Annotated in this window: 26 protein-coding genes, 1 other RNA gene and 1 pseudogene; 15 read left to right on the top strand and 13 right to left on the bottom strand. The window is 44.5% G+C overall.

The window, feature by feature from the left end; translation table 11 throughout:
- Window positions 1-38: 38 nt before the first annotated feature.
- On the bottom strand, window positions 39-1271 hold the full coding sequence (locus V1L65_RS26885) for an MFS transporter (protein ID WP_331702393.1): 1233 nt from the start codon (window positions 1269-1271) through the stop codon (window positions 39-41).
- Between the two features lie 184 nt (window positions 1272-1455).
- Between V1L65_RS26885 and hemE the strand changes: the two genes are divergently transcribed.
- The 4 genes from hemE (at window position 1456) to V1L65_RS26865 (ending at window position 5868) form a co-directional block, all read left to right on the top strand.
- On the top strand, window positions 1456-2517 hold the full coding sequence (gene hemE / locus V1L65_RS26880) for a uroporphyrinogen decarboxylase (RefSeq protein ID WP_331702391.1): 1062 nt from the start codon (window positions 1456-1458) through the stop codon (window positions 2515-2517).
- Window positions 2517-3467, top strand: coding sequence for a ferrochelatase (gene hemH, locus V1L65_RS26875; RefSeq protein WP_331702390.1), 951 nt, complete (start codon window positions 2517-2519; stop codon window positions 3465-3467). The genes hemE and hemH overlap by 1 nt, the downstream gene beginning before the upstream one ends.
- Before the next feature lie 102 nt (window positions 3468-3569).
- Window positions 3570-4949, top strand: coding sequence for a CapA family protein (locus V1L65_RS26870; RefSeq protein WP_331702389.1), 1380 nt, complete (start codon window positions 3570-3572; stop codon window positions 4947-4949).
- Window positions 4950-5055: 106 nt separating this feature from the next.
- Complete coding sequence (locus V1L65_RS26865; RefSeq protein WP_331702388.1) at window positions 5056-5868, top strand: DUF92 domain-containing protein; 813 nt, start codon at window positions 5056-5058, stop codon at window positions 5866-5868.
- A 149-nt stretch (window positions 5869-6017) separates the two neighbouring features.
- Here V1L65_RS26865 and pepF read toward each other — a convergent pair whose 3' ends face one another.
- The 3 genes from pepF to V1L65_RS26850 all read right to left on the bottom strand — a co-directional run bounded on the left by pepF (window position 6018) and on the right by V1L65_RS26850 (window position 8438).
- Window positions 6018-7814 carry an oligoendopeptidase F gene (gene pepF / locus V1L65_RS26860; RefSeq protein WP_442955723.1) on the bottom strand — a complete coding sequence of 599 codons (1797 nt, stop codon included), beginning with the start codon at window positions 7812-7814 and terminating at the stop codon, window positions 6018-6020.
- Window positions 7815-8016: 202 nt separating this feature from the next.
- On the bottom strand, window positions 8017-8199 hold the full coding sequence (locus tag V1L65_RS26855; RefSeq protein WP_331702386.1) for a hypothetical protein: 183 nt from the start codon (window positions 8197-8199) through the stop codon (window positions 8017-8019).
- A gap of 5 nt (window positions 8200-8204) precedes the next feature.
- Window positions 8205-8438 (bottom strand): hypothetical protein, encoded by a 234-nt coding sequence (locus tag V1L65_RS26850; protein WP_331702385.1) that lies wholly within the window; start codon window positions 8436-8438, stop codon window positions 8205-8207.
- 220 nt (window positions 8439-8658) lie between these two features.
- Between V1L65_RS26850 and V1L65_RS26845 the strand changes: the two genes are divergently transcribed.
- Window positions 8659-8856 carry a cold shock domain-containing protein gene (locus tag V1L65_RS26845; protein WP_331702384.1) on the top strand — a complete coding sequence of 66 codons (198 nt, stop codon included), beginning with the start codon at window positions 8659-8661 and terminating at the stop codon, window positions 8854-8856.
- A gap of 170 nt (window positions 8857-9026) precedes the next feature.
- Here the strand turns inward: V1L65_RS26845 and V1L65_RS26840 are convergent, their stop codons facing one another.
- Complete coding sequence (locus V1L65_RS26840; RefSeq protein WP_331702383.1) at window positions 9027-9386, bottom strand: barstar family protein; 360 nt, start codon at window positions 9384-9386, stop codon at window positions 9027-9029.
- Complete coding sequence (locus V1L65_RS26835; RefSeq protein ID WP_432500556.1) at window positions 9383-9790, bottom strand: ribonuclease domain-containing protein; 408 nt, start codon at window positions 9788-9790, stop codon at window positions 9383-9385. The genes V1L65_RS26840 and V1L65_RS26835 overlap by 4 nt, the downstream gene beginning before the upstream one ends.
- 841 nt (window positions 9791-10631) lie before the next feature.
- On the opposite strand from V1L65_RS26835, the gene V1L65_RS26830 reads away from it, so the two are divergent.
- On the top strand, window positions 10632-11336 hold the full coding sequence (locus V1L65_RS26830; RefSeq protein ID WP_331702381.1) for an SMI1/KNR4 family protein: 705 nt from the start codon (window positions 10632-10634) through the stop codon (window positions 11334-11336).
- 158 nt (window positions 11337-11494) lie between these two features.
- On the opposite strand, the pseudogene V1L65_RS26825 reads toward V1L65_RS26830, so the two are convergent.
- Window positions 11495-12685: pseudogene (locus tag V1L65_RS26825) on the bottom strand (MFS transporter).
- Window positions 12686-12922: 237 nt separating this feature from the next.
- Here V1L65_RS26825 and V1L65_RS26820 point away from each other — a divergent pair.
- Window positions 12923-14002, top strand: a complete 1080-nt coding sequence (locus V1L65_RS26820; RefSeq protein ID WP_331702400.1) for a tetraprenyl-beta-curcumene synthase family protein — start codon at window positions 12923-12925, stop codon at window positions 14000-14002.
- A gap of 27 nt (window positions 14003-14029) precedes the next feature.
- Complete coding sequence (pfkA, locus tag V1L65_RS26815; protein ID WP_331702379.1) at window positions 14030-14998, top strand: 6-phosphofructokinase; 969 nt, start codon at window positions 14030-14032, stop codon at window positions 14996-14998.
- 96 nt (window positions 14999-15094) lie between these two features.
- Here the strand turns inward: pfkA and V1L65_RS26810 are convergent, their stop codons facing one another.
- From V1L65_RS26810 to V1L65_RS26800, 3 genes are all read right to left on the bottom strand, one after another.
- Window positions 15095-16282 carry a putative glycoside hydrolase gene (locus tag V1L65_RS26810; protein ID WP_331702378.1) on the bottom strand — a complete coding sequence of 396 codons (1188 nt, stop codon included), beginning with the start codon at window positions 16280-16282 and terminating at the stop codon, window positions 15095-15097.
- 235 nt (window positions 16283-16517) lie between these two features.
- Window positions 16518-16706, bottom strand: coding sequence for a hypothetical protein (locus V1L65_RS26805; RefSeq protein ID WP_331702377.1), 189 nt, complete (start codon window positions 16704-16706; stop codon window positions 16518-16520).
- A 160-nt stretch (window positions 16707-16866) separates the two neighbouring features.
- Window positions 16867-17667, bottom strand: a complete 801-nt coding sequence (locus tag V1L65_RS26800) for a YitT family protein (protein ID WP_331702376.1) — start codon at window positions 17665-17667, stop codon at window positions 16867-16869.
- 187 nt (window positions 17668-17854) lie between these two features.
- On the opposite strand from V1L65_RS26800, the gene V1L65_RS26795 reads away from it, so the two are divergent.
- The 4 genes from V1L65_RS26795 (at window position 17855) to V1L65_RS26775 (ending at window position 21468) form a co-directional block, all read left to right on the top strand.
- The gene (locus tag V1L65_RS26795; RefSeq protein ID WP_331702374.1) at window positions 17855-19456 is read left to right on the top strand and encodes a DEAD/DEAH box helicase; all 1602 of its coding nucleotides are present in this window, start codon (window positions 17855-17857) and stop codon (window positions 19454-19456) included.
- Between the two features lie 408 nt (window positions 19457-19864).
- A complete protein-coding gene (locus tag V1L65_RS26785; protein WP_331702373.1) occupies window positions 19865-20668 on the top strand; it encodes a YesL family protein in 804 nt (267 codons plus the stop codon).
- A 114-nt stretch (window positions 20669-20782) separates the two neighbouring features.
- A non-coding RNA gene (ssrS, locus tag V1L65_RS26780) (6S RNA) lies at window positions 20783-20965 on the top strand.
- Window positions 20966-21078: 113 nt separating this feature from the next.
- On the top strand, window positions 21079-21468 hold the full coding sequence (locus V1L65_RS26775; protein ID WP_331702372.1) for a DUF1499 domain-containing protein: 390 nt from the start codon (window positions 21079-21081) through the stop codon (window positions 21466-21468).
- A gap of 71 nt (window positions 21469-21539) precedes the next feature.
- On the opposite strand, the gene tpx is transcribed toward V1L65_RS26775, so the two are convergent.
- Window positions 21540-22058, bottom strand: coding sequence for a thiol peroxidase (gene tpx, locus V1L65_RS26770; RefSeq protein WP_331702371.1), 519 nt, complete (start codon window positions 22056-22058; stop codon window positions 21540-21542).
- Window positions 22059-22158: 100 nt separating this feature from the next.
- Between tpx and V1L65_RS26765 the strand changes: the two genes are divergently transcribed.
- Both V1L65_RS26765 and V1L65_RS26760 read left to right on the top strand, forming a co-directional pair.
- The gene (locus V1L65_RS26765) at window positions 22159-22800 is read left to right on the top strand and encodes a rhomboid family intramembrane serine protease (protein WP_331702370.1); all 642 of its coding nucleotides are present in this window, start codon (window positions 22159-22161) and stop codon (window positions 22798-22800) included.
- Between the two features lie 44 nt (window positions 22801-22844).
- Entirely contained in the window at window positions 22845-23744 is a 900-nt protein-coding gene (locus tag V1L65_RS26760) for a LysR family transcriptional regulator (RefSeq protein ID WP_331702369.1), read from the top strand.
- A 73-nt stretch (window positions 23745-23817) separates the two neighbouring features.
- On the opposite strand, the gene V1L65_RS26755 is transcribed toward V1L65_RS26760, so the two are convergent.
- Window positions 23818-24498, bottom strand: a complete 681-nt coding sequence (locus V1L65_RS26755; RefSeq protein ID WP_331702368.1) for a zinc metallopeptidase — start codon at window positions 24496-24498, stop codon at window positions 23818-23820.
- Window positions 24499-24565: 67 nt separating this feature from the next.
- Entirely contained in the window at window positions 24566-25006 is a 441-nt protein-coding gene (locus V1L65_RS26750) for a MerR family transcriptional regulator (protein WP_331702367.1), read from the bottom strand.
- Between the two features lie 250 nt (window positions 25007-25256).
- Between V1L65_RS26750 and V1L65_RS26745 the strand changes: the two genes are divergently transcribed.
- Window positions 25257-25796, top strand: coding sequence for a TlpA family protein disulfide reductase (locus V1L65_RS26745; RefSeq protein ID WP_331702366.1), 540 nt, complete (start codon window positions 25257-25259; stop codon window positions 25794-25796).
- Window positions 25797-26272: the final 476 nt, after the last annotated feature.

Below are 26272 nucleotides of genomic sequence, written 5' to 3'. Positions count from 1 at the left end.
GCTCTAGTGTACAATTACCAAAAACAAAGACAACACTGTCATTCAGCGTTGTCTTTGTTTTTTCTTTTGCTTTTGCCAAGATTGCCGCGCAGCAATGTGAACCATACCCACACGCCGTTGACGAGCATAAGTATGGAGGAGATTACAAATAGTCCACGAATGCCTATGTAGCCTGTGAGCGCGCCGCCTGCAATCGGTCCGATCATATTGCCAAGACTGAGCGTGCTGCTGTTGAAGCTGTATGCCCGGCTTTCCATGCCATCAGGCGTATACTTTCGAATTAAAGAATTGACTGTTGGAATCAGACCGCCTAAAAACAAGCCTAAACCGAAGCGTGCCAGCAGCAGCTGCCACACTGTAGCGGCGTATACTTGCGGAATGAATGCGAGCGCCGCGCCAATTAAACAGACCGCCAAAATCCGTTCGGCACCGATCCGGTCGCTAAGCTTGCCGAGCACTGGAGATGCAATCAGATTTGACAAGCCGGTAACGGAGCCGACAAAGCCTGCCCAAAATGCCAAGTTAGCGGAAGTGCCATGCAGCTCCTGCACAAAGAGCGGTATTTGCGACATGGGGCTCATATTGGCAAATTGGATAAATAAAGTAACACCGAATAAGGCAAGCAGCTGAGGAATGCGGCTAATTTCCATAAAGCCGCCAATAACAGACGTTTGCGGGACAGATGCGGCCTTTTCCCGATCAAATGACTCCTTTACAATAAAAAGAGCCAGCAAAGAGGCGGCAAACAGCAGCGTTCCGGTTAAATAAAAGATAGGCCTAAAGCCGATGACATCAGCTAATAGCCCGCCGATAAGTGGACCGAGGATTGTACCTGCGATCGCGCCGGACTGGATTGATCCCATCGCAAAGCCCATTCGCTCCTTAGGTGTAGTGGCCGAGATGAGTGCAATAGAAGCGGGATTGAATCCGGAAATCGTACCGTTAAGCATGCGCAGCACGAGCAGGTGCCAGGGCTGAGTGGCAAAGCCCATCATAAGCACTACGGTTGCCATGCCGAAGCCCGAACGGAGAATCATCAGTTTGCGCCCATAGCGATCAGCATATTTGCCCCATATAGGCTGAAAAATAAAAGCAGTAACAAAGTTGCCTGCAAAAATAATGCCAGCCCATAGTCCGATCTCATGTGTATCAGACAGTCCGAGATCACTTTGCAAGTAAAGGGGAAGGAACGGTATAATCATCGTCATTCCAGCCATTACAAGAAATTGACCAAACCAGAGTACAACAAGATTCTTTTTCCATTGTTCCATATAAGTAGTATAACACAAATGTTTAATTTTGATGAAGAAACGACAGATGAGGGGGGCAGCCCCCAGTATTCGCGGTTAGATTGTCAAACTATTGTCATAGGAACTCCTTAACGGCGGTTGTTAGCGTTTGTAAAAAGGGGCATAATGATTATTAGACTATAATACATAGAAAAGAGGAACGGCAATGACTTATAACGACCGTTTCATTCGAGCATGTCGAAAGGAACAAATCGATCGTTTGCCAGTATGGTATATGCGTCAAGCAGGTCGCTATGATCCGGATTATCGCAAAATTAAAGAAAAATATTCTTTGCTGGAAATTTGCAAGCAGCCTGAGCTTGCGGCGGAAGTCACATTGATGCCGATTAAAAAACTGGGCGTGGATGCAGCAATTTTATACTCGGATATTATGAATCCGGTAGCTTCGCTGGGCATTGATTTTGATATTGTTGCAAACGTGGGTCCGGTTATTCATAATCCGATCCGTTCGGCAGCTGATGTGGAACGCTTGAAGCCGATTGATGTAGAGGGAGATCTCGGGCATGTGCTGGAGACGATCCGCATATTGGACCGTGAGCTGGACGTGCCTCTCATTACTTTCGCAGGCGCGCCGTTTACTATTGCAAGTTATTTGATAGAAGGCAGACCGTCCAAAAACTATTTGCGTACGAAAGCATTGATGTATAGCGAGCCTGAAGTTTGGCATAAACTGATGGAAAAGCTGGGCGATATGGTAATCGCCTATACGCGTGCCCATATAGCCAATGGCGGGAAGGCATTTCAAATTTTTGACAGTTGGGTAGGGGCGTTGTCGCCAGCTGATTTCAGCAAATTTGTGCTTCCTACCATTGAGCGTATATTCGAAGAGCTATCGGACTTGGAACAGCCCAAAATTTATTTCCCGGGCGTAAGCTCAGGAGAGCTGCTGCCGCATTTGGTTAATGTGAAGGCGGACGTCATCGGTCTGGACTGGCGCGTATCGATCCAAGAAGGAAGACGCAGATTGGATCACGGCTTCGCGGTACAGGGCAATCTTGACCCGACGGTGCTGACGGCGCCGATGTCTGTCATAGAATCTTATGCAGCCGAAATAATAGATCAGGGTATTGAAGAACCAGGCTTTATATTTAATTTGGGTCACGGCTTATTTCCGGAAGCATCACTAGAAAAGCTGGCACAGCTGACTGCGTTTGTCCATTCCTATTCTGAAAAAGCTATTGCTGCCCGCCAAGGAGGAAATCGTTAATGTCTAATTCGTCTAATAAAATCGGCGTACTAGTTATGTCCTATGGAACACCACAATCTATGGATGATGTGGAAGCTTACTATACTCACATTAGACGTGGACACAGGCCGACAGACGAGCAGCTGAATGAGCTGAAAATGCGGTATGAAGCGATTGTTGGCGGAGTTTTCCCGCTTCGGGAGAATACGAATGGCCAGGTTGCCGGTTTGCAGGACAAGCTGGAGCAGCTTGCACCAGGCCAATATGTATGTTTTCAAGGCTTGAAGCATGCCCAGCCATATATTGAAGACGGCGTTGAGGCAATGGCTGCCGCAGGTATAAAACGAGCGGTCGGCATCGTTCTTGCTCCTCACTATTCCGTTATGAGCGTAGGCGGATATATCAAGCGTGCTGAGCTGAAGGCGCAGGAGCTTGGCATTGAGATGACCTTCGTGAAGAGCTATCATATGCATCCAAAGCTGCTGCAGGCTTTGACAGAGCGCGTCGAGTCCGGACTTGCCAAGCTGGCTGAGCGCAAAGGCGACAGCAGCAATGTTAAAGTATTGTTCAGCGCCCATAGCCTGCCCGAGAAAATACGCGAGCTAGGCGATCCTTACGAAGCGCAATTGCTGGAAACTTCGTCTGCTATTGCAAAAGCTGCGAAAATTGAAAACTGGCAGTTTACATGGCAAAGCGCAGGACAAACAAAGGACCCGTGGCTCGGTCCAGATATATTAGAAACATTGGCTGAGGTTAAGCAGGCTGGTGTAGAGGCAGTGCTGGTAGCGCCTGTCGGCTTCGTTTCGGATCATTTGGAAGTTATGTACGATCTTGATATTGAGGCGCAAGCAGAGGCCGGCAAGCTTGGACTTGTGCTGGAGCGCATTGCGATGCTTAACCGGGATCCTTTGTATATGGAGACGCTGGCGGAGTCTATTATCGATAATGCAGCAGCAAGCGAGAAGAAATAGACACAATCCCATTATTACGTTGTATAATGAGAGAATCGGCAATATCTGCTGGAGCAGATAACGATTCTCTCATTATTTTTTTGTGAAGGGGTAGACGCCATCATGATTTCTCGTTCGGAGAAGCACCAGCAGGCCAAAGCGGACCGCCGGCGCAAAGCTAGGAAGCTGGCGGTTGTGAATTCCATATTGTTTATTAGCGTTATCATAATTGCTGCAGTAGCCTTTGTGCCTGGCAAGGAAGGGCGATATGCTGAACAAATACCATACATAGGCGAAAAGCTGGATTGGATTATCGAGACCAGCACAGCGTGGATGAAGCCTGACGGCGACGGGAAAAATATGGCTGCTGAACAAAATGGAAAGAAGGATGATGAAAAGGGAAACAGCCCGTCTGATTCCAAGAAAAATCCTGCTGATGACGAAAGCTCGGCTAATGGTGAAGAGCAGGAATTTACGGAGGAGCCTGACGGCAATAGCCAGCAGGCTGGCTCTGAGGTGATAGAAGAGGAAGAAGGCGGATTCACGCCAGTTGACGGCGCAGCGACGGTAAGCATGTCCTTTGTAGGCGATATATTAATTGAAGAGTATGTGCAGCCTTTTGTAAATTTGCACGGCTACTCTTACTTATTCGAGAAAGCGCTGCTTTATTTGAGTGAGCCGGATCTTACGATCGGCAATTTGGAGATGCCGATTACAACGAGAGGCGTTCCCTCAACGCAGAAATATGTTTACAAGGGCTCGCCGGAAGTGATTAAACCGCTGTTGGATGCCGGATTTGATATCGTGAGCCTGGCTAACAATCATGCGCTTGATCAAGGAATTGAAGGGCTGCAGGATACGATTGCACACTTGGACAAAGCGGGACTTGAGCATGCCGGGACCGGTAATAACGATACAGAGGCGTATGCTCCTGTAATAAAAGAAATGAATGGCATGAAGATTGCTTTCGTCTCGGTTAGCAAGGTCATCCCTTATGCGGAATGGAAAGCGACTGCCAATCGGGCTGGCGTTGCTGATTCCTATGATGAAAAACGGGCAGTTGCTGCAGTTGAGGCAGCCAAGCAAGCTGCCGATCTTGTCGTCGTGCTTGTGCATTGGGGCACGGAACGCACGACCGAGCTGAACAGCGATCAGCTGAGGCTGGGCAAAGCTTATATCGATGCCGGAGCAGATTTGATTATTGGCAATCATCCTCATATTCTTCAAGGCTTCGAGCAGTATAAAGGCAAATGGATCGTATACAGCCTGGGCAATTTTATTTTCTCCTCTTATCCGAAGGACGCTGAAGCGGAGACGGGCGTGCTTGATGCTGTGTGCACAAAGGATGGCCATTGCGAGCTGAAGTTCAATCCAATGCTAACGGTTAAGGCGCAGCCGGCGCCTATGGAAGCAGAAGCAGCGGCAGCGCTGTTCAATAAGCTGGAAAGCATTTCGATCGGAGCGAAGGTTTCGTCTGATGGAAGAATTACAGCCAAAAAGTAATGGAATGCTACGAGCAGCAAGCTTGGTAAATCAGCTGACAAGCTTTCAAGGCGCAGACAGCATGAGCATGATTGAAGCAACTGGGCAGAGGGAAGGAAGAAAATAGATGGTAGGCTGGATAGATGAGTGGTGGCTGCGGCTTTTACTTGGCTTGGCCGGAAGCAGTGTAATAGGCTTAGCTGCCTATCGCATGCGAGCATTATCCGTATCAGGGGCAATTTCGGCGATCGTTATGGGAACAGGCTATGTAACTTTAGGCGGGCCGATCTGGATTGCATTGTTGGTTACTTTTTTTGTAACCTCAACTGGCTGGTCGAAGTGGAAGCGCAAGCACCGGGCTAAGGAAAATGCAGAACAGAAATATGAAAAGTCCGGACAGCGTGATGCCGGACAAGTATGGGCAAACGGCGGACTCGGGTTGCTGCTCTGTCTGCTGAACGCGTGCTGGGGCCATGAGCTGTGGCTATTCGCCTATATAGGCGTCATGGCGTCCGTTAATGCCGATACTTGGGCGACTGAGATCGGCTCGCTGAGCCGCAGCGCGCCTCGTTCATTGATGACCGGTCAAGCGGTAGAGGCGGGAACGAGCGGCGGAGTAACCTGGCTTGGCAGCGCTGCAGCGCTCGCAGGCGCCGCCTGCATCGGACTGGTTGCAGCGATATGGTTCGATACGCTGCATATCGTTTGGCTGGCGGCTGCTGCCGGTTTTATTGGCGCGTATGCGGACTCCTTTCTGGGAGCTACGGTGCAGGCGATGTACCGCTGCCCAAGCTGCGGCACGGAGACAGAACGCGCTCATCACTGCGGCAGCGCAACCAAGCCGCTGAGAGGCTGGGCTTTTTTAAACAATGATCGGGTCAATATGACGGCGTCGGTCATTGCAGGAGCTGCCGCTGCATTTATTGGCGGATTGATCTGAGCAAAAAGGCGACCAGGGCATTGAAGCCCAGGTCGCCTTTTTTGAAAGTATAGGAAAGTATAAGTTTTCACCTTATACCTGTTCTATATTTCATCGGTAAACGCGCCTCCATCGTTCAAGCGAAGGACGGAGGCGCCGTTTATCCTTGACTATTTATTGCTTGTCAGCTGCTCCATTTGAGCAATCAAATTTTCAAACACGCTCATGGCTTGTTTAATCGGCTCAGGCGATGACATATCGACGCCGGCTTTGTTCAAAATGTTAATGGAGAAGTCGCTTCCGCCGCTCTTAAGGAAGCCCAGATACCGTTCAACAGCAGGTGTGCCTTCCTCTAGAATTTGCTTGGAGAAGCTTGTAGCTGCTGAGAAGCCGGTCGCATATTTGTAGACGTAGAAGCTGGTGTAGAAATGTGGAATGCGCGCCCATTCCATTTCGATATCCTTGTCGATAACCATGCCCAGACCATAGTATTTTACGTTCAAATCATAATAAATTTCGCTCAGCAGCTGAGGCGTCAATGCTTCGCCTTTCTCAGCGCGGTCATGAACAATCATTTCGAATTCCGCAAACATCGTTTGACGGAAAACCGTCGTGCGGAATTGATCCGCATAATAGGTGAGCAAATACATTTTTTCTTTCGGATCGGTGGACTTGTTCAGCATATAATGCATCAGCAGCGCTTCGTTTAAAGTAGAAGCAACTTCAGCCAGGAAGATCGTATACTGGGCATCACGGTATTTCTGATTCGTATCTGAGTAATAGGAATGCAGCGCATGGCCCATCTCGTGCGTCAACGTAAACATACTGTTGAGATTGTCTTTATGATTCAGCAGCACATACGGATGAGTGCCGTAAGCGCCCCAGCTGTAAGCTCCGCTGCGCTTGCCCTCGTTCTCATATACATCGATCCAGCCGTTGTTGAAGCCTTCCTGCAGCACCTTCAAATAGTCCTCGCCAAGCGGCTTTAAGCTTTCGCTGATCGTTTTCTTCGCATCCTCATACGTGATGTCCATGTCGAATTGCTCAACGAGCGGAGAGAACAAATCGTACATATGCAGCTCATCTACGCCGAGCAGCTTTTTACGAAGATCCATGTAGCGATGCATAAGCGGCAAATGCTCATGGATCGTATCGATTAAATTCGTATAAACTTCCTTCGGAATATTATCTCCGTAAAGCGACATATCAAGGGCTGAATCAAACTTGCGGGCATTCGCGTAAAAGACATTTTTAGTTATGTTCGCATTAAGCGTCGCCGCAATTGTATTTTTAAGCTTGCCATATGTGTCATACATCGCTTTAAAGGCATTTTGTCTAACCTCGCGATTTTTGCTTTCAAGAAACTGTATGTAACGGCCGTGTGTAAGCTCAATTTCCTCGCCTAGTTCATTTTTAACTTTAGGAAATTTCAAATCAGCATTGTTCAACATATTGAAGATCGTTCCCGAAGCCGAGCTGATATTGCCGACCTGGGCCAATAGCGCTTCTTCGCTTTTGGATAAAATATGCGCTTTCTGACGGCGCATTTCCTCCAGTGTATGGCGGTAATCGACCAGCTGCGGATCAGTGATAAATGCTTCTAAGACATCATCGGACAAGCTTAATACTTCCGGTGTGATGAAAGACAGCGCTTCGCTTATTTGTACGCTCAACTTTCTCGATTTCTCTGACAAAGACTGATATTTTGGCTCGGCTGTATCCTCGTGATGGCGCATATTGGCGTAAACATATAGCCGCTCTACCATTAAGGACAGTTCATCCTCGAGCTCGAAGCAGGCTTTAAGCTGCTTGGCATCATTTAATGTGCCATGAAATTTTTGAATATCTTTAATAAGGGCAGAAGCTTTGCTGTACTCCTTGTCCCAATCCTTCTCGCTAGCAAAAATATCTTCCAGCTTCCAGCGGCTGTCTACAGGCGTTTCTGAACGTTTTGGTACGTGATTCATCGAACTCCTCCTTAAATTTTCGGTTTGAGACAAAGCGGCTTCTGCTTGTCTAGTTGGAACATTCATAGGGCTGCTGCCAGTTACAAAAGTTAATGCCAGCAGCAAAGCAAGCCATTTCATTATATTCATCGCCTCCAAGGCAGTTTGTCGCTACTGTGCCCTGAAGACGTTGAAATTATTCATAGCGCTGCATGATTTAAGTTTATGCTGCACCTAATTTAAAGAATGAATAAACAATTAGAAAAAACGAAAAAGCAATTAAAGCGATGGCTGTCAACGCAAGAGGCCTTCTTGCTTTCTCCGGAAGCGAATCGCGCTTCATAATCAGAATGGCGCCAAGACAGAAGGAGGCGATAATAAAAATAATAGTGGATGTCCAATCCATAACTTTTACACCTCTCTTAATGCTTGTATAATGGCTTCATATTGCTCTTCCTTGCCTATAAAATCCACAGGCTTGAATCGCTTCTCCGCCCAGTTCATTAGCTCAGGGCGACTGAGGAAGGTGTGGCATTCTTCGCCCCATTGATCCGAAATTTCGCGTACAATTAAAGATTTCCCTTGTACTTCCACAGTTAACATATTGTATTTGTCCGTTTTATAAATTTGATGCTTTTTGAACATTATTGCTCCGCCTTTATTGGTTTTTTGTATTACTAACATCATAGCGATATTATGGCCTGTAAGCAATCTTTACCTCACGAAATCACAGCTTGAATAGAAAATTTATTGACTAAAATTGGGTTAAGTCCTGTTTTATTGCATTTGCTTTGCTGGAAATGTATAATAGAGCTTGTCTCACTTTATAGCGAGATAAGCTTTATATTTTCGGGAGGTTGTACAATTGAAAGGGATAGTTAAATGGTTTAACGCAGAAAAAGGGTACGGTTTTATTCAAGTTGAAGGCGGAGAAGATGTATTTGTGCATTTCTCAGCAATTCAAGGCGAAGGATTTAAATCTCTAGATGAAGGCCAAGAAGTTGAATTTGATGTAACTGAAGGCAATCGCGGAGCGCAAGCTGCCAACGTGGTTAAGCTTTAATCCAATAACAATATCCACAGAGCGTATCTCTTTGGCGATAATTTCGCTAAGGAGCTGCGCTCTTTTTTTAGTTTTGTGAATAGGGGCGTACAGCTGCAGAGAAGCGGCAGCGTCCGCCTTTATAGGCCCATTTTATCCTTTACAGGGGTTATTCATTCAAAAAAATTAGATTACATCAGTGGTTGGAATCCGAAACTTGATCGTGGTATATATTTGAACGAAAGCCCTTCAATTTGTTCAGCCGCTTCTTCAAAAAGCGAGATACAGGCTGCGATTTGCACAGCCAGCTTCTGCTCAATGTCTGAATCTCCAGCTGGCAATGGTGAGTCCGGATTAGGATCGTTTCTGCCAGCAGCCACCCAATGGATTTCAGTCGGCAGGGCGATACAGCCGCTCAGGCAATCCCATAAAGCATCTAAATTATGGCCGTACCAGTCAGGCAGCTCAAGAGCATGCTGCAGCCAATGATGAATCGAATCAAATCGACTTATTTCGTCCTCGTATAGCGTAGTTATAATCAATGCCGTCACGGTCCTTTCGCGGTAATATCAGTAAAGCTCTTGTAATGGTCAGTTGTCATATATATTAATCCGTCATTGGAAAAGACGATGCGGTCAGCGCCTCGGCCTCCGCTTTTATAATGGATATCCGCTTCATACCAGATGCGTCCTTTGGCGCTTGGGAGCAAGCCCTCTCGGTTGCCGAACCGGTCTCCGCCGATGCTTTTGCCGGGCGCAACCTTGTCTAAATTCAACTTTTTGGCATCCCATCCTAGTGCGCTAGCTTCAGACTTGGTTATAAAATTCGGCGGCAGCTTGCCGTTTGTTCTTAGGTATTCCGCAACCTCTGAAAAGGATGTAAGGGGTTTGCTATCGGTCGCTTCCTGATTCCCGGGATCACTCTGCTCAGCCGGAGGCGTTGCCGTAGGGCTGATTTGCGGCTTGCTGCTGGCACTCGAAAGCGGCTTTGCGCTTTGTGCGGGCTCAAGCTCATCCATTAGATTAAGCTGGCTGCAGCCACCCAGCACTACTGACAACAAAATAACGATAGAAGCGAGCCACAATGAAATGACGCGACTAGATGCTTTCAAAAAATTCATAATACAATCCTGCACTCCGTTCTCTTCAGTTTTTATCAATCAATAGTGTATATTATCGTTTTTTTATATATTCAGCAAATTTAATTCGATAGGCGCACAAAATCAGACTGTTGAAGAAGTGTAACAAGTACTTTACCACTATGGCAAACTTTGTTTTATGGACCCAGAACGAGCATAGGTGCTAACTACATTTTATGTATTTGGTTTTGAAAAAATTGGCTTTTTTGTGATTCTAAGAGGAAAACTGTATTTAGTTTGGTGCTATTTGCAAAATATAGAATAATTCAATAAAACTAGATACATGAAATCCATTTAAAATCTGGAATTCCTCAAAAAACACAAATGTATATGATAAATCATACAGAATCGGCCGGTGCCCCCTCAAAACGTCTAATTGTATATGAAATTTCATACACATTACCCTGAAATGCCCTAAAAAACACAAATGTATATGATAAATCATACAGAATCGGTAGGCGTATCCTCAAACTACTTTTATTTGGCACATTTCGCAGTGTAAGGTTTTTTTAACAGTTACGATTTTGATACTGTGATGATAGATAGCCACGTTCACGCTCCTTTCCGTGTCAATCGTCACAATGTTTTTCAATGGTATTTAATAACAAGTTCGTGTTTGCTATACTGATATCAAATAGCGTGGTTTTGGGAGGATAGTATGAACGAATTAGAGCAAATTGAAGAAAAGTACAATTTTACATACCCGAAACTATATAGACAGTTGTATTTAGATGGTATGTTGGATTCGGGCGGAGAATATGGGCGGGACTGGTACGAAAAGTATTATGCCAAATTAGCCCAAAACCCGCCTATGCTGTTCTTCGGCTTTGACTTTGAGCTGCTAAAATGGAACAGAATCGTTGAAGAAATTGAAGCATTCAAAGACCCTGACGATTATCGACAGACGAAACCAGAGTTTCAGTTTGTTCCATTTGGTCGACAAAAAAACGGAGATTTGTATGTGTTCCAATTCGATAGACAAAACGGTGAGGATGTACCTATTACCCTGATTTATCACGATGATATTACCGCTGTAGTTTTGGCGAAAAATTTACAGGATTTTATTTTTCGGAACTTGCTTGAAGATTTAACCATTATGAAGTATTCCAAAACAGCGAGTGGCGATTTGAAAGTCAATTCTGCTAACATATTAAAAACACACCGAAAGTATTTGAAGCATAGTCAAGTTGAAAAGTTGGAAGAAATATATGCTAGAGATGTTGTTGAATACATAGAAACGACCTCAACTGGGCGCGAATTGCCATTGGAAGGGCTAATCTCACACGATGAATTAAAACAAGTGTTAAAACAGGAAATTTGTTTTGACGGGCTGGACAACGAGTTTGAGTATTGCAATTTATAGACACGCACAAGACGTCAGCACGTTTACAGGCTGACGTCTTCGCTTTATCTTTTCGATTTAGTCTTCTGATTTATCTACACCCCAAAAATTATGATGCTTTGCATTCCCCAGATAGCGTGGCGGCCGTTGTAGCTTCTTCAGTCCGAAAGGAAACTGTGTTAGTCTGAAAATTTATTTTGCATAAAAATCATAAATAAAAAACCGATAGCTGCGATAATCGCAATGACTGAGGCTAAATTGTAGTAAAACAGCTTTCCAAGATGCTCGTATATAAAGCCGCCGGCGAGACCGCTGGTGAGCCCCGCAAGGCCAGTCCAAATAATGGCGTAGAGCGCCTGGCCAGACGTTCGGAATTGATCAGGTATAAGCTGAATAATATAGCGCATCGCTGAAGTGAAATAAATGGCGAAGGATACACTGTTGAGCAATTGCGAAGCTACAATCCATTCAGGCGATTGCAGCTGACCGAGCAGCCATAGCCGTACGGCATACATTATTGAAGCAAATACAAGGAGTGGAAGCTCTTTGAACTTATGGCCATATTTTCCGAGCAGGTACAAAATAGGTATTTCACTGGCGGCCGCGATCAGCATACTCATGCCGATCAAGGTGCTGCTTGCGCCCATGTGCCGGAGCGTTACGGTTAGAAAGCTTTAGTACATGCGATGTGATACAGAAACGAGGTATAGAATAAAGAAAAACAGCAAAACCTTTCGTTTGGCTAATAATCTGAAAAAACCGGAAAATTGTATTTTTTTCGCTGATCCTGTATGATCTTTAAGAAAAATGGCAAGTAAGAATGATATAAATATCGTGCAAAGCAGAATAGGCAGCGTCCATTCGGTGCCGATTTGCTTCAATAAAAAGCCGAATACGAGCGCGCTAACCGCAAATCCAAGCGACCCAAAGATACGAATCAAGGCATAGGGTATGCCAAGCTGCTTGCTATAGTGTAAAATGAGACTGTCGCTTAGCGGAGTAAGGGGAGTTTGGAAGAAGTAGAACCCCATCATAATAAAGCAGATTACAGTAAAGTGCGAAGTGGGCATTAAAAGTGTAATCATCATAAATTGTCCGGCGAACATCATGAGCAGAAGCTTACGAATCGTTTGAAACTTATCGCTGGCAATGCCCATAATTATATTTGCAAATATAGCGATGAAGGGGCCAGTAGCATAGAGTATGCCAATCTGGCTCTCTGTAAAGCCTTTTTCCAAAAATAGCAGCGGCATAAATGAAACAACTATTGCTGAAGTTGTATAGGTGGAGTAGGTGTATGCGCGCAGCGTGGTTGCTTGCTTGGAGTTAATGCTTGACCGTTCTTTAGGGAATGAGTGTGAAGACTGCAATAAATATTCACTCCGATTCTAGTAAAATAATGCTGTGACGATTAGTATATCATGGTTCGACCCTTTATGTTGGAATAGATTAAGTATCAAAATGGGTAGAAAATTACGTTTCAAAATGGTACATTTATTTGAGGAGCTTCACAAGTTGGTGAGATGATCGGTCAAGATTTAGATCGAAATAATCAAAATTTGGGAATAACGCAGTTTGTGACAAGCAAGAGGTGGAGGTACAACGTGATGCAAGCGAGCTATTCTAACAAACGTGTACCGCAAAGCACATTGAAGCTTATGCACCGCGTATACAAATACGTCCTGCCATCAGTAAAGCAAGAATTAACGCAGCTTCGCCAATTGGCTGAACGTATTTCTAGTGAAGAGCTTAGGACTCAAGCGCTCAACAGCATAAGAGATAAAAAATTCCACTGCCAGGGCGGAAGCGTATATGCTGTAGCGAATATGGCTTATTTGCCGATTCTAATTCCACTGATCGTCGCTCTGCAGACAATAAGCGATTATTTGGATAACTTATGCGATCGCAGCACTTCACTTGACCCAGATGATTTCCGCATGCTTCATCAATCCATGCTTGATGCAGCTACTCCCGGAGCCAGTCTGCAAAATTATTACATGCATAGGGATGACAGCGATGACGGCGGATATTTGCAGCATTTGGTGCGTACTTGTCAACAGCAGATTGCCAAGCTTCCGGCATATTCTATCGTTCAAGAGCAGGTGCTCGAGTTAATAGGCTTGTACAGCGATCTTCAAGTGTACAAGCATATTTGCACAGAATCGCGCGAAGTGAAGCTGCTCGAGTGGTGGAGGAAGCATCAAGCCTCTTATCCGCATTTGCAGTGGAATGAATTTGCTGCGGCAGCCGGCTCGACATTAGCTATGTTTTTATTGTTTCTGGCAGCAAGCGATGAGCATTTAACGCTTGCAGAAGCCGAGCAAATGAAAATAAATTATTTTCCACATGTATGCAGTCTTCATATTTTACTTGATTATTTGATTGATCAAGAGGAAGATAAGCAGGGTGGGGATTTAAATTTTTGCAATTACTATGAGAACGAAAGCTTAATGATTGAACGTTTGCAATTTATTGTTGGCCGTGCTAGGGAAGATGTGAAGCAATTGCCTGCTTCCAGATTTCATAGCTTAATTATAGAAGGCTTGCTTGCGCTTTATTTATCCGACCCTAAGGTTCGTGAGCAATCAGAAGTTCGTCATATATCCAAGCAGCTTATGAAAAACAGTACACTATCCCGTATATTTTTCTTTATTAACAGCCGCTGGATCAGAATTAGACGACTATGAATATTACAGTAAGTGGAGGAATTTACAATGTCTGCAGTCAAATCAATCGCAGTACTGACAAGCGGAGGAGATTCGCAAGGAATGAACGCAGCTGTTCGAGCTGTTGTGCGCAGCGCACATTACTATGGGCTTGAGGTCTATGGTGTGCAGCGCGGGTACCAGGGCCTCTTGAATGATGATTTGCGCCAAATGGATCTGCGCAGCGTTGGAGATATTATCCAGCGCGGCGGTACGATATTGCAAACAGCACGCTGCAAGGAGTTTGAAACAGCCGAGGGCCAGCAGCGCGCAGCTGAACTGCTTCGTGCAAGAGGAATCGATGGTTTGGTCGTTATTGGCGGAGACGGCTCCTATCAAGGTGCGAACAAGCTGAGCAAGCTGGGCATCAAAACGATGGGATTGCCTGGCACGATTGATAATGATGTAGCTTTTACGGATGTGACTATTGGATTTGATACGGCTGTAAGTATAGCAGTAGATGCTATTAATAAAATTCGCGATACGATGTCATCTCACGAAAGAGCATCTATCGTTGAAGTAATGGGACGCCATTGCGGCGACATTGCGCTGCATGCAGGACTGGCTAGCGGTGCTGAAACGATTATCGTTCCAGAGGTTCCAATTGATCTGAATATCGTAGCGGAGCGTATGAAAACGAATTTTGCCAACGGAAAGCGCCACAGCATTATTGTTATTGCAGAGGGTGCGGGCAACAGCCATGAAATTTCGTCGACTATTATGGAGAAGAGTGGAATCGAAGCGAGAGTAACCGTGCTTGGACATATTCAGCGCGGCGGAACGCCAACAGCGCCTGACCGCGTTCTGGCAAGCCAGCTGGGTGATTTTGCAGTAAGACAATTAATGTCCGGCGATTCCGGGAAAGCATGCGGCATTATTAACGGCAAGCTTGTTACAACTGACATTGACCTTGTTGTGAATACTAAAAAAGAGTTCAACATGGACATGTATGAACTGGCCCTACGCTTATCGCAATAATATTATTAATTAAAAAGACGACTCGGATTGATCGAGTCGTCTTTTTCAAAATTATAAAAGCATATGAGTTCAATTAGCCTATATTTTTATTTCTGATCATTTATAATCTACCCCTGGTGAGTATTTATTGCCGGCATTCCACAGCAAATATTCTGTTACTCCCGAGTCATGCAGCGCTTTAATCTGCGCTTCTACTTCCGCTTTTCCATACTTGATATAATTGCCGCTCCCTAGCCAGCTTGCCGTAAAATCTTGAATCCAGGGCCTTATAATCGGCTTAAGCTCGTTGGAGTCAGCCAGTTTTTTTTGAGTATCCTTGATAGCGCCGGTAATCGTCTCATAGGGGCTGCGATCCGGTGTTTTCAGATTGAACCAGCCGGTACTGTAGTGGCTTGGGTAAATCATAGGCGAAATAACATGCACATCATTCGATATTTGCACAAAATCTTGACCGATGCCTTCTGCGGCCGGAACAGAAGCCGCATAGCCGAATATATCGATGGATACGCGTACCCCCAGCGGCTCGAGCTGCTCTCGCGCATATTTGACAAAGCCGGTTACGACCTCAACGCGGCTGCTGTTAGTTTTTTCGTAATTCAGCGTTTCTTCTTTCTTGTCAAAGCCTTCCGGAAACCTCACATAATCAAATTGAATTTCTTTGAAGCCGAGCTTGGCTGCTTCCTTGGCGACTGCAATATTATAGTCCCACACTTCCTTCTTGTAAGGATTGACGAACGATTCGCCGCGTCCGTTTTTCCATACTGTCCCGTCCTTTTGCAGGAAGGAGAGCTGAGGGTGCTTTACGGCAAGCACAGTATCCTTGAATACGACAATTCTTGCAATCGGGTAAATATTGTTTCTATTCAGCTCAGCCATCAGCTGCTGAATATCGCCGATAAAACTTTTGGAGCTGCCATATTCAAGCAGCTCGGGAGTTGTCGTCGCATACGTAATATAACCGTTGTCATCTTTAATATCGATTACCATGCTATTTAGATCCGTTTCATTAACCAGCTGAAGCAAGGACGGCATTCTTGCGCCGCCAGCGCTATGAGATGTGACATATATGCCTTTTATGGCAGGCGCATCCGGCTGGGGGTCTTTTTTTACGGTACTTTCCTGCTTGTTCTTGGAGACAAGCGCGTGCAGATCAGGAACGGCGATCTGCTGGCCGGAAGCTGCATTTATGTACGTGGCGGCTAGCATTTTGAACACATTGTCGCCTTCGTTTTGATTAGACCCCGTACCCAAAAAAAGCATGAGTAAAGTCAATATAATGTCCAATTTATTCTCTCCCTCAACAACCTCTTACGTAAAATTATATAGTATGTGCGTGCCACGGTCATTACTTTTTTAATTATTAGCCGTTTATAAGCACTTTCGTTTACTATGCTCCTGGCATTTTGCTTATCGTTTTTTGTTCTGAAAAACAGCAGTATTACTGGAAAAATTGTAAAGCCAGCCGGATGATCCGACTGGCTCTGGTTAAGAAAATATAATAATAAGCTTAGTACTTAACTTAATGCAACAGCGTGTCGCGCTGCTGGTTGCAGATGCTGAATTGTACAATTTCCATAGCATCGGCAGGCTCTAAAAATGCGAGACCATCCCGCAATACAATGCTCATATTCATCTCAGTCGAAGTAAGAAATGGACCAAGTTCCGGAGCAAGTCTTTCTACAATTTGCGACAATTTTACTGTTTCCATATCCACTCAGCATCACCCTTTCTTCAAATGAATCGTTCACTTGCAAGTAAAGAGGGTAAATTCCAAGGCATGAAACATAAGCGCCAATTACTAGTTATTATAGCAGTATTGTAAATAAAAATACAGCTGGAACAGCAAAAATGGGTGCAGCAAAACAAGCCTATTGCTTATCTTTTCTGAAATCCCCAACGACTCCAACCGTTTCTACAATATTGATAAACGCTTTTGGGTCAATTGAAGTGACAGTTTGAAATAGCTGTCTTAATTCGTATTTCGTTCTGACTGTCATAAGCATATCCCGCTCGGTCGAGGAATAAGCTCCTTTTGTTTTGATAATCGTAATACCGCGCGGATGGGACAGCAGCTGCTCAATGATGGCATCAGATTTGGTCGTAATAATAAAAGCGGTCATTTTAATATGCCGTACATACAAAAGATCAATAACTTTGCCCGAACAGTATATGGAGAGCAAGGAATACAGCGCGAGGCTCCAATCTTTTTCAAAAATAATCAGTGCTGTAATAATACAGCTGTTAAGGGTGAAAATAATCATGCCTACAGGCCAATCCCTTTTCAATGTAACGATGTAGGCGATAATGTCAAAGCCGCCTGTAGATCCGCCAGATCTCAAAGCAAGTCCGCTGCCGGCACCGGCTATTATGCCGCCAAACACTGCAGCCAGCAAAGTATCATCGACGAGGGGGTGTTTAGGTATTAGATATAGAAACAAAGTTGCGGTCAAGACCGAATAGATGCTCCAAAATATAAATGATCGGCCAATTGCGAACCAGCCCCAAACAAGCACGGGAAAATTGAGTAAAAAATACATCCAGCTTACTGAAGCGCCCGAAAGGTAACTAATCATTAGAGCGATGCCGGACATGCCGCCGCTAATCAATTTGTGAGGAACTAGAAATAGGTTAAAGCCAATTGCAATAAGCACAGAACTAAATGTCATCATCAACAGACTTAGTATAAATTGCCTCTTGTTAATTGCAGCCAGCCTCTTTCTGAAAATAGATTGTCACAATGATGCAGGTAAAGTTAGTATGGCTTATTGTCCTTGGCTAGTATTCATGATTATATATGTGCTATAATGATTTAGATATTCTTAAGTAGGCTGTAGATAGAAGGAGTTTGAGAAAAGTTTGAAAACATTTGCTGAATTTAACTTGGAGCCGAAGGTGCTTCAAGCGATTACGGAGCTTGGATTTGAGGAGTCTACTCCTATCCAGGACAAAGCTATTCCTTTTGCGATGGAAGGTAAAGACTTAATTGGACAAGCGCAAACAGGTACAGGGAAGACAGCGGCATTCGGAATTCCGCTTATTAACAAAATTCCGACAAGCGAGGATCGCATTGTCGCATTAGTAATGACGCCGACCCGTGAGCTCGCTATTCAAGTAGCGGATGAGATCGGGAAGTTGACTCGATACAAAGGACTGCGTTCTTTGCCTATATATGGCGGTCAAGAGATTGGCCGACAAATTCGCGCCTTGAAAAAAAGACCGCAAATCATTATCGGTACGCCAGGACGTCTTCTGGATCACATCAACCGCAAAACGATCCGTCTTGAGGATGTACAAACCGTCGTGCTGGATGAGGCGGATGAAATGCTGGATATGGGCTTTATGGAGGATATTCAGTCGATCCTGAAGCTTGTTCCTGAAGAGCGCCAAACGATGCTGTTCTCGGCAACGATGCCGCAAAACATTCAAAAACTTGCACAGCAGTTTTTGAAAAACCCAGAGCATGTTTCAGTAATTCCAAAGCAAGTAACAGCTCCATCGATTGAGCAGGCGTATATTGAAGTGCACGAGCGCCAGAAGTTCGAAGCCTTGAGCCGTTTGCTTGATATGGAATCGCCTGAGCTTGCGATTATTTTCGGTAGAACCAAACGCCGTGTAGACGAGCTAAGCGAAGCGCTGCAAAAGCGCGGCTACTCCGCTGATGGCTTGCATGGCGACTTGTCGCAAAACCAACGCGACAATGTAATGCGCAAATTCCGCGATGGAAGCATTGACGTGCTTGTTGCAACGGACGTTGCAGCGCGCGGTCTTGACGTATCCGGCGTTACTCACGTTATTAACTTTGACCTGCCGCAGGATCCGGAAAGCTACGTACACCGCATCGGTCGTACAGGCCGTGCCGGCAAGGAAGGTAAAGCGTGGTCTTTCGTTACTCCGCGCGAAATCGACCATCTGCACTTTATCGAACGCATTACGCGTCAGCGCATGACTCGCAAGCCGTTGCCTAGCTTGGCTGAGGCGATTGAGGGCAAGCAGCGTATTGCTGCTGAGCGATTGCTTGAAGTTGTAACAAACGAAGAATTTACGGAGTATAAGGCAATTTCGATTCAGCTGCTTGAGCAGTATGATTCCGTTCATTTGCTGGCAGCCGCAATCAAGCTGCTTACTGGAGAGAAGAAGGATGTCACTATCGAATTGACGCCTGAGGAGCCGCTTCGCGCCAAAAAGCGCAGACCGGATATTCGTTCCAACGGCCGTCCGTTCAACCGCAGCAGCTCTTCTTTCGGCGGCGGCAATCGCAGCAGCGGATACCGCGGACGCGATGATAAACGCAGCGGCTCGTCCTCGTACCGCGGCGGCAGCAGCTATGAAAGCCGGGATCGCGATCGTGACCGCGGCGGCTACAGCTACAAGCGCAGCAATGAAGGCCGCAGAGATGATGGCCGCAGCGGCGAGCGCCGTTCGAGTAAGCCAAATTCTTCGTCAACTGACACGATCTAAACAAATACCGGGGAAGTCCATGAAGCCTTGCGGCTATCCGATCTTCCCCGGTTTTTTCTTAAATTATAAGAATTTGTCAGTCTTTTGAATAAACTTCTTCTTATAATTCAACGGTTAACACGCCTTGCAAAGCATTTACCATAATATTGTCTTTGTAATAATTAACAATAAAATAAACAGGACAAGAATGGCTCCAGTAGAGTCAATCCGATTATTTTCACAAGGTTGAGGGATACTTTTTTTACTCATAAGCAACCTCCTTAAAAACATCATTTAATGTTGTGCGCGATGCTACATTATATGCCGCATAGGCGAATTAGCATAGACAACCGCCTATACATATAATTTTGGGCGGGATAGAAGCTGATGTGCACATTATGAAAATATACAATTGTGGAGGCAGATGTGATGGAACCTAGAGGACTGATGGGCGGCTTTTATCGAATCTCGGAATGGATAATGAGGTTTTCAGCGATTAACTTGCTTTGGCTAATTTGTTCATTGCCATTTGTAGCCGTATCTTTGCTGCTGCTTGCTCCTGTTGATTTGCCAGAGGATCAAGTTGTTAACAATATGAAGGCCATCTTTATGCTGATGGCAGTTATTGCGCCGTTTACATTATTTCCAGCTACCGCTGCAATGTTTACCGTAGCCCGCAAATGGGTAATGGGTGAGAGTGACGTTGCTTTATTCAAGACGTTTTTCCGAGGCTACAAAGAAAACTACAAACAGAGCATGCTTGGCGGAATCATTTATGTCCTGCTTATTGCAGTAATGATTGTCGATTTCATATTTTTCAGAGAGAAAATCAGCCTACTGTCTTACGTATTTATTGCTTTTCTAGTGTTACTCGTTATATCGCTGTTTAACTTCTTTTCTATGCTTTCACACTATCATATGAAAACGCTACAGTTAGTTAAAAATGCCGTGCTAATTACGATTGGCAAACCGCTTCGCTCTCTTTCGACAGCAGTTATGTGCGGCTTCGTCATGTATATCAGCTTCTTTCATTTCCAATTTTTAATCCCGTTTTTTATGGGAAGCATCGTTGCTTATCTTGCTTTCTGGAACTTTAATATTATTTATGTTAAGCTTCAGGAGCAAGCTGAGAGAATGAAGAAGCAAGAGGAAGAGGAAGCAGAGCTGGCTGCCGAAATGGACCGCGAGGATTTAGTCAAGGATGATTACAAGGAACAGGAAACCAATAAGTAACATGCAATATATCGTTTACTTTTGATTTTGTTCGGTCTATAATAACAATACACAAAGATTAACGAACCTGTTATCTTTGGGGAACAGCTTGTTTTAGCTGTTATACTACTATAATAATTCCTGCGATGTGCGTTGCGATTCTTCGCTGTTTTGAACCAATGGCTGTTTCACGGGAGTTCAATATCGAATTAAGGCTGACATGCCCTCGAAAAGGGACTTCAAAATTAATTCTGCGGACACCCACCTGCGAGAGCGGGTTCAGAAACAAGTGAGTCGGACGGCATAGGCGGGGTTTATAAAACAAATTAAGGGCATTTGCATGGTTAATCCTGCTAATGCTCTTTTTTCATAGATGAAAACATGGTATCATATTAAGTAATGTATACAGATGCTAGAGGGGGAGATCGTTGTTGTTAAAGCGGACTTTGATCGGACTGCTGCGCAGTCATGAACAAACCGGCGATAGAGCCAAAGATCCACTGCTTAAATCGCATTTCTACAAGCTTTCGAAGGATAAGGCTTGGGAGGAAGTGATTTCAGTTATTAAAAAAATGCAAGGCTACAAGCTTTTGCATGAGGTGGAATCTGTCGGGGAGATTGTGCTGGAGAAAAGAACGGCTCTAGGAAGAACGATGGACATAACCATTTCTGTTATTAGCGTTAACCCGCTTACTTCTGCCGTTGATATTTATTCTGCATCACGCGGCTCTCTAGGGGATCTTGGATCGAATTATAGAGTGATTTTGGATATTTACCGCACGCTGGACAAGAAGCTGGCTGCTCATAAAGTGAATAGTTAATAATAAACAAAGCGAGTAAGGGAATCCTTATCTCGCTTTGTTTGCGGTCTATTGATTTATAGGTGATTCAACTATAAAATAGCTTTAACTGCAGCGATTGCTTTGTCATAGTTCGGATGCTCAGTCATTTCTGGCAAGTATTCTACATACTGAATAACATCGCTGGCATCAATGACGAAGATAGAGCGCATGGCCAGTCCAAATTCTTTAATATAAACGCCGTAGTCCTCACTGAAGCTGTGATTTTTATAATCGGACAGCATGACAACCTTGTCTGCTCCTGCAGCGCCGCACCAGCGGGCTTGAGCGAATGGCGTATCAACGCTAACCGTAAGCACAACAACGTTGTCGCCCAGCTCTGAAGCCGCTTCGTTGAATCGGCGGGTTTGCATGTCGCATACGCCAGTATCGATAGAAGGCACAACGCTAACGAGCTTAACTTTGCCGTCAAAAGTGTTTAGTGTAGCTGTTTCAATTAAGGATGAATGGAGAATAAAGTCAGGCGCTTTGTCTCCCGCTTTTAATTCCGGACCTACTAATGTGATTGGATTGCCTTTGAACGTGGCAACGCCAGTACGATCTTGAGCCATGTGCAAATCCTCCTTGGATACTTTAGTTATATACGTCAATAATTATAATCGGAATACTATGCAGTTGTCCAATATTTAGGGAACCGAAGGAGTGATGCAGATGATATTTTTGAGGTATGAGAGCTTTCGCTCCTATTTGCGGCTATATCCAGGCACCTCGATTTTTATTTTGCTTAACCTTATTTATTTTGCGGTTGTTGGTTTAACGGGCAGTACAAAGGATGGTTACCACCTGCTCGAATATGGAGCGCTTATTTCTCACCCGGTCTATATGCCATACGGGATGGAAGAGCCATGGCGTTTTATAACAGCGATGTTCATGCATGCAGGGGTGGACCATTTGCTGTTCAACATGTTCGCGCTTATTATATTTGCCCCGCCGCTTGAAGGTCTGATCAAAACATCGCGCTATGCTTTGCTTTACTTATTAAGCGGGCTTGGAGGCGGCTTGCTAAGCGTATCCGTCAATACATGGTTTGGTTCGGAAACTCATTTAGCTGTAGGGGCCTCTGGAGCAATATATGGCATATACGGTGCTTATTTGTTTATTGCGCTGTTTCGCAAGTCAATTATTGATACCAGCTCCATTAAGACGATTTATATGATTTTAGGCTTTGGGGTTATTTCTTCGATTGTCGTAAGCAAAATAGATCTGTGGGGTCATTTAGGGGGTGCATTGACAGGCTTTCTACTATACGCATTAATCGATAAATTGAGGATGTCGAAGATACGCAGCACATAATCATATTTTAAAATATGCTTGTAACAGGAGAGATTTAATCCAGAATGGAACTTCGTCAGCTTCATTATTTTGTGAAGGTAGCTCAGAAAGAGCATGTTACGCAAGCTGCAGAGGAGCTTCATGTAGCGCAATCTGCTGTGAGCAGGCAAATTCATCAGCTTGAAGAGGAGCTTGGCGTTAAGCTGTTTGTTCAAAAGGGCCGCAACGTTCAGCTAACACCTGTAGGCCATCTGTTTCTAAAGCGGGCCGAGGTTATTCTTGCCGACCTGGAAAAGGCTGTTGTGGAAATACATGAATTTCTTGATCCTGAGCGAGGAGAGATACGGCTCGGTTTTCCGCATAGCTTGGGCATCTCTTTAATTCCTCAGGTAGTAGCAGCATTTCGCAAGCTGTATCCGAATGTACGATTCCGATTTCGCCAGGGGATGTATCCATCTTTAATAAGGGATTTAGTGCAGGGGGATATTGATCTGGCCTTTATATCTCCTTTCCCGAAGGAGCATGAGCAGGTAAGTGGAGAGGTTGTGCTCTCGGAGCAGCTATTTGCGATATTGCCGCCTAATCATCCGCTCGCTGCTGAGGAGTCCATTGCCCTGAGCCAGCTGTCAGAAGAAACCTTCGTGCTTTTCAGCGAAGGGTATTCCTTGCGCCCAATTGTGATGGACGCCTGCAAGCAAGCGGGCTTTACCCCTAAGATAGGCTTTGAAGGCGAAGAGACAGATACGATAAGAGGGCTTGTAGCAGCCGGAATGGGGGTCAGTCTGCTGCCGGAGATGGCTTTGCATTACACCGGCCCATTGCAGGCCGTAAAGGTCCCATTAAGCCATCCAGAGGTGTCTAGAACGATTGGACTCATTCATCGCACGAATGAGAAGCTGCCGCTGGTCGCTAATTTATTCCATAAATTTTTATTGGCTTATTTCAAGGAAAGAGTTAATCGTTAGTGGAGAGATCAATAATAAGAAGGGTGTCGCAGCAGCCATTCTGGCAGAAGCGACACCCTTCTTGCGGTTACAATTATTCGCGATTGTTTGTAAATATCATAATGAACTTCAAAAGCTGAAGCAAGGAAATCAAGGCGGCTGCGACATAGGTTAGAGCAGCTGCATTAAGCACCTTTGCTACACCATTCTCTTCATTATTCGTAATAAAACCTTCTGAAACCATAATTTCACGGGCTCGATTGCTGGCATTAAACTCTACAGGCAATGTAATCAGCTGGAACGCTACAGCAACTGAGAAAAAGACAATGCCCAGACCGATTAAAGTCGAATACTGAAAAATAAATCCAGCAATGAGGAGAAATGGCGCAACGCCCGAGGCAAAATTAACTGCTGGGAAAATTTTGTGGCGCAGCACTAGCATCGGATAGGATACCGAATGCTGAATGGCGTGGCCAACCTCGTGGCAGGCTACCGAAATAGCGGAAATCGATTTTTCGTAGTAAACCGGCTCTGACAAGCGGACAACCTTGTGAATCGGGTCATAATGGTCTGTCAAGCTGCCAGGCGTTGCTTCGATCGGAATGTCATGCAAACCGTTATTATCCAGCATTCTGCGTGCAGCCTGATAGCCTGTCAGTCCGCTGCTCGCTTCTACCTCAGCCCATTTGGAAAACGTGCCTTTTACTCGGAATTGCGCCCAAATGGAAACGCCAAATGCTGCAAAAATTAAAATATCCATCGGATGAAAAAACATAAAGACTCCTCCAGTGCAAATCAGTGTGTAATGTACTGTGATTGCTGCATTGATTGATATGAGGAAATTACATTAGAGAGCTCTTGTTCATCAATATCATAAGCGCTTCAATACAAGCAGCGGTTTGCGGCATCAGACGAGTGTATAGGCGTCTGGCTTGTCTAGGCTTTAGCTGCTGGATGACCGGTTCAAGCTCCTTAACCTCGCGCTCTAGCTTGGTCAATTGAAGCTGAATGTCGGCAAGGCGCTGCGATACGGTTTCTTCCTCTGTAATCAAATGCCAATTGCTTAGCACAGCTTTAATTTCTTCTAATGATAATTTGTTTTTTTTCAATTGTTCTATACGTTCCAATTTGATTAAGGTTTCATTTGTATAAAGACGATAATTTCCTTCGGATCTTTTAACAGGTTCAATCAGCCCAATTGAAGTATAATAATCGATTGTGCGCGGACTAATTTGAGCAAGACTGGCAAGTTCACCGATCCGATAATAAATTGCTTCCCCCATTAATATTCACCTGCTTTCCGCACTTGCATTTTCTCTATAATACTAATGATAATGGGAATAAAGCTTGTCGTCAAACTTGTCGCAAAGAATTCTAATGATGAACTATATTATGAAATTGAAATGATCGGCAAATACTGATTAAAGCAGCAAATCGTGACGGTTTCATGTACGATCTGATTATAATATTGAGCATAATCATAGGGCATGATACGATGGATAGAGCAGATAAGAATAAAAAGGATGGGACTACATGAGGAAAGTTGTATTATTATTTGCAGTTGCATTTTTATTAGCAGGCTTTGCTTTTTACCAATATAACAGTAAAGATGGCGAGGAAGTTTCACTTGCCGCAGCCAATAGCGAATTTAAACCGAAGGCTGGAGCAGAAATGGTCAATTTTGCACTGCCAGGACTTGATGAATCGAATGTAGATACAGAATCAGAAAAAGGTAAAATGATCTTTTTAAACTTCTGGGCATCGTGGTGCGGACCTTGTGAGCTCGAGGCGCCTGATTTGCAGGCTCTGCATGAAAAGTACAGTGATGTCATGACAATGTATGGTGTAAACTCCACTAAAAATGATAAAGAGCGTGCAGCCAGACAATTTGTAGATAATTATAAATTTACGTTTCCGATTTTGTTTGATCGAAAAGGCGACATTACAAAGCTGTACAAAGTCAATACATTCCCTACTAACTTTTTGATCGATGGCAATGGCGTTATTCGCGAGCGGATCAACGGCGTTATTACGATGGAGGAATGGGAAAAGCTGATTAAAAAGTGGATGTAGTGATGGAACGATTTAATATACACATTCTAGCCGCATATTCCCTTACTGTTGAAAAAGTAAATTTCTAATAAAGATGAAAAGCGCTATTTCAACGAAAACAAACAATTTTCTATTGTACGAAATTTATCAGCACTATGCGTATCGCTGAATTACCTGGAAAACACAATTGTATATGAAATTTCATACAGAATCGGCCGGCGCCCCCTCAAAACGTCTAATTGTATATGAAATTTCATACACATTACGCTGAAATGCCTCGAAAAACACAATTGTATATGAAAAATCATACAGAATCGGCCGGCGCCCCCTCAAAACGTCTAATTGTATATGAAATTTCATATACATTACGCTGAAATGCCTCAAAAAACACAATTGTATATGAAAAATCACACAGAATCGGTCGGCACCCCCTCAAAACGTCTAATTGTATATGAAATTTCATACACATTACGCTGAAGTGTCCCGAAAAACACAAT

The organism is Paenibacillus sp. IITD108 (assembly GCF_036541265.1).
Lineage (GTDB): Bacteria > Bacillota > Bacilli > Paenibacillales > Paenibacillaceae > Pristimantibacillus.
The sequence above is the reverse complement of the archived record's forward strand: the minus strand, read 5'-3'. Positions and strand labels throughout refer to the sequence as shown.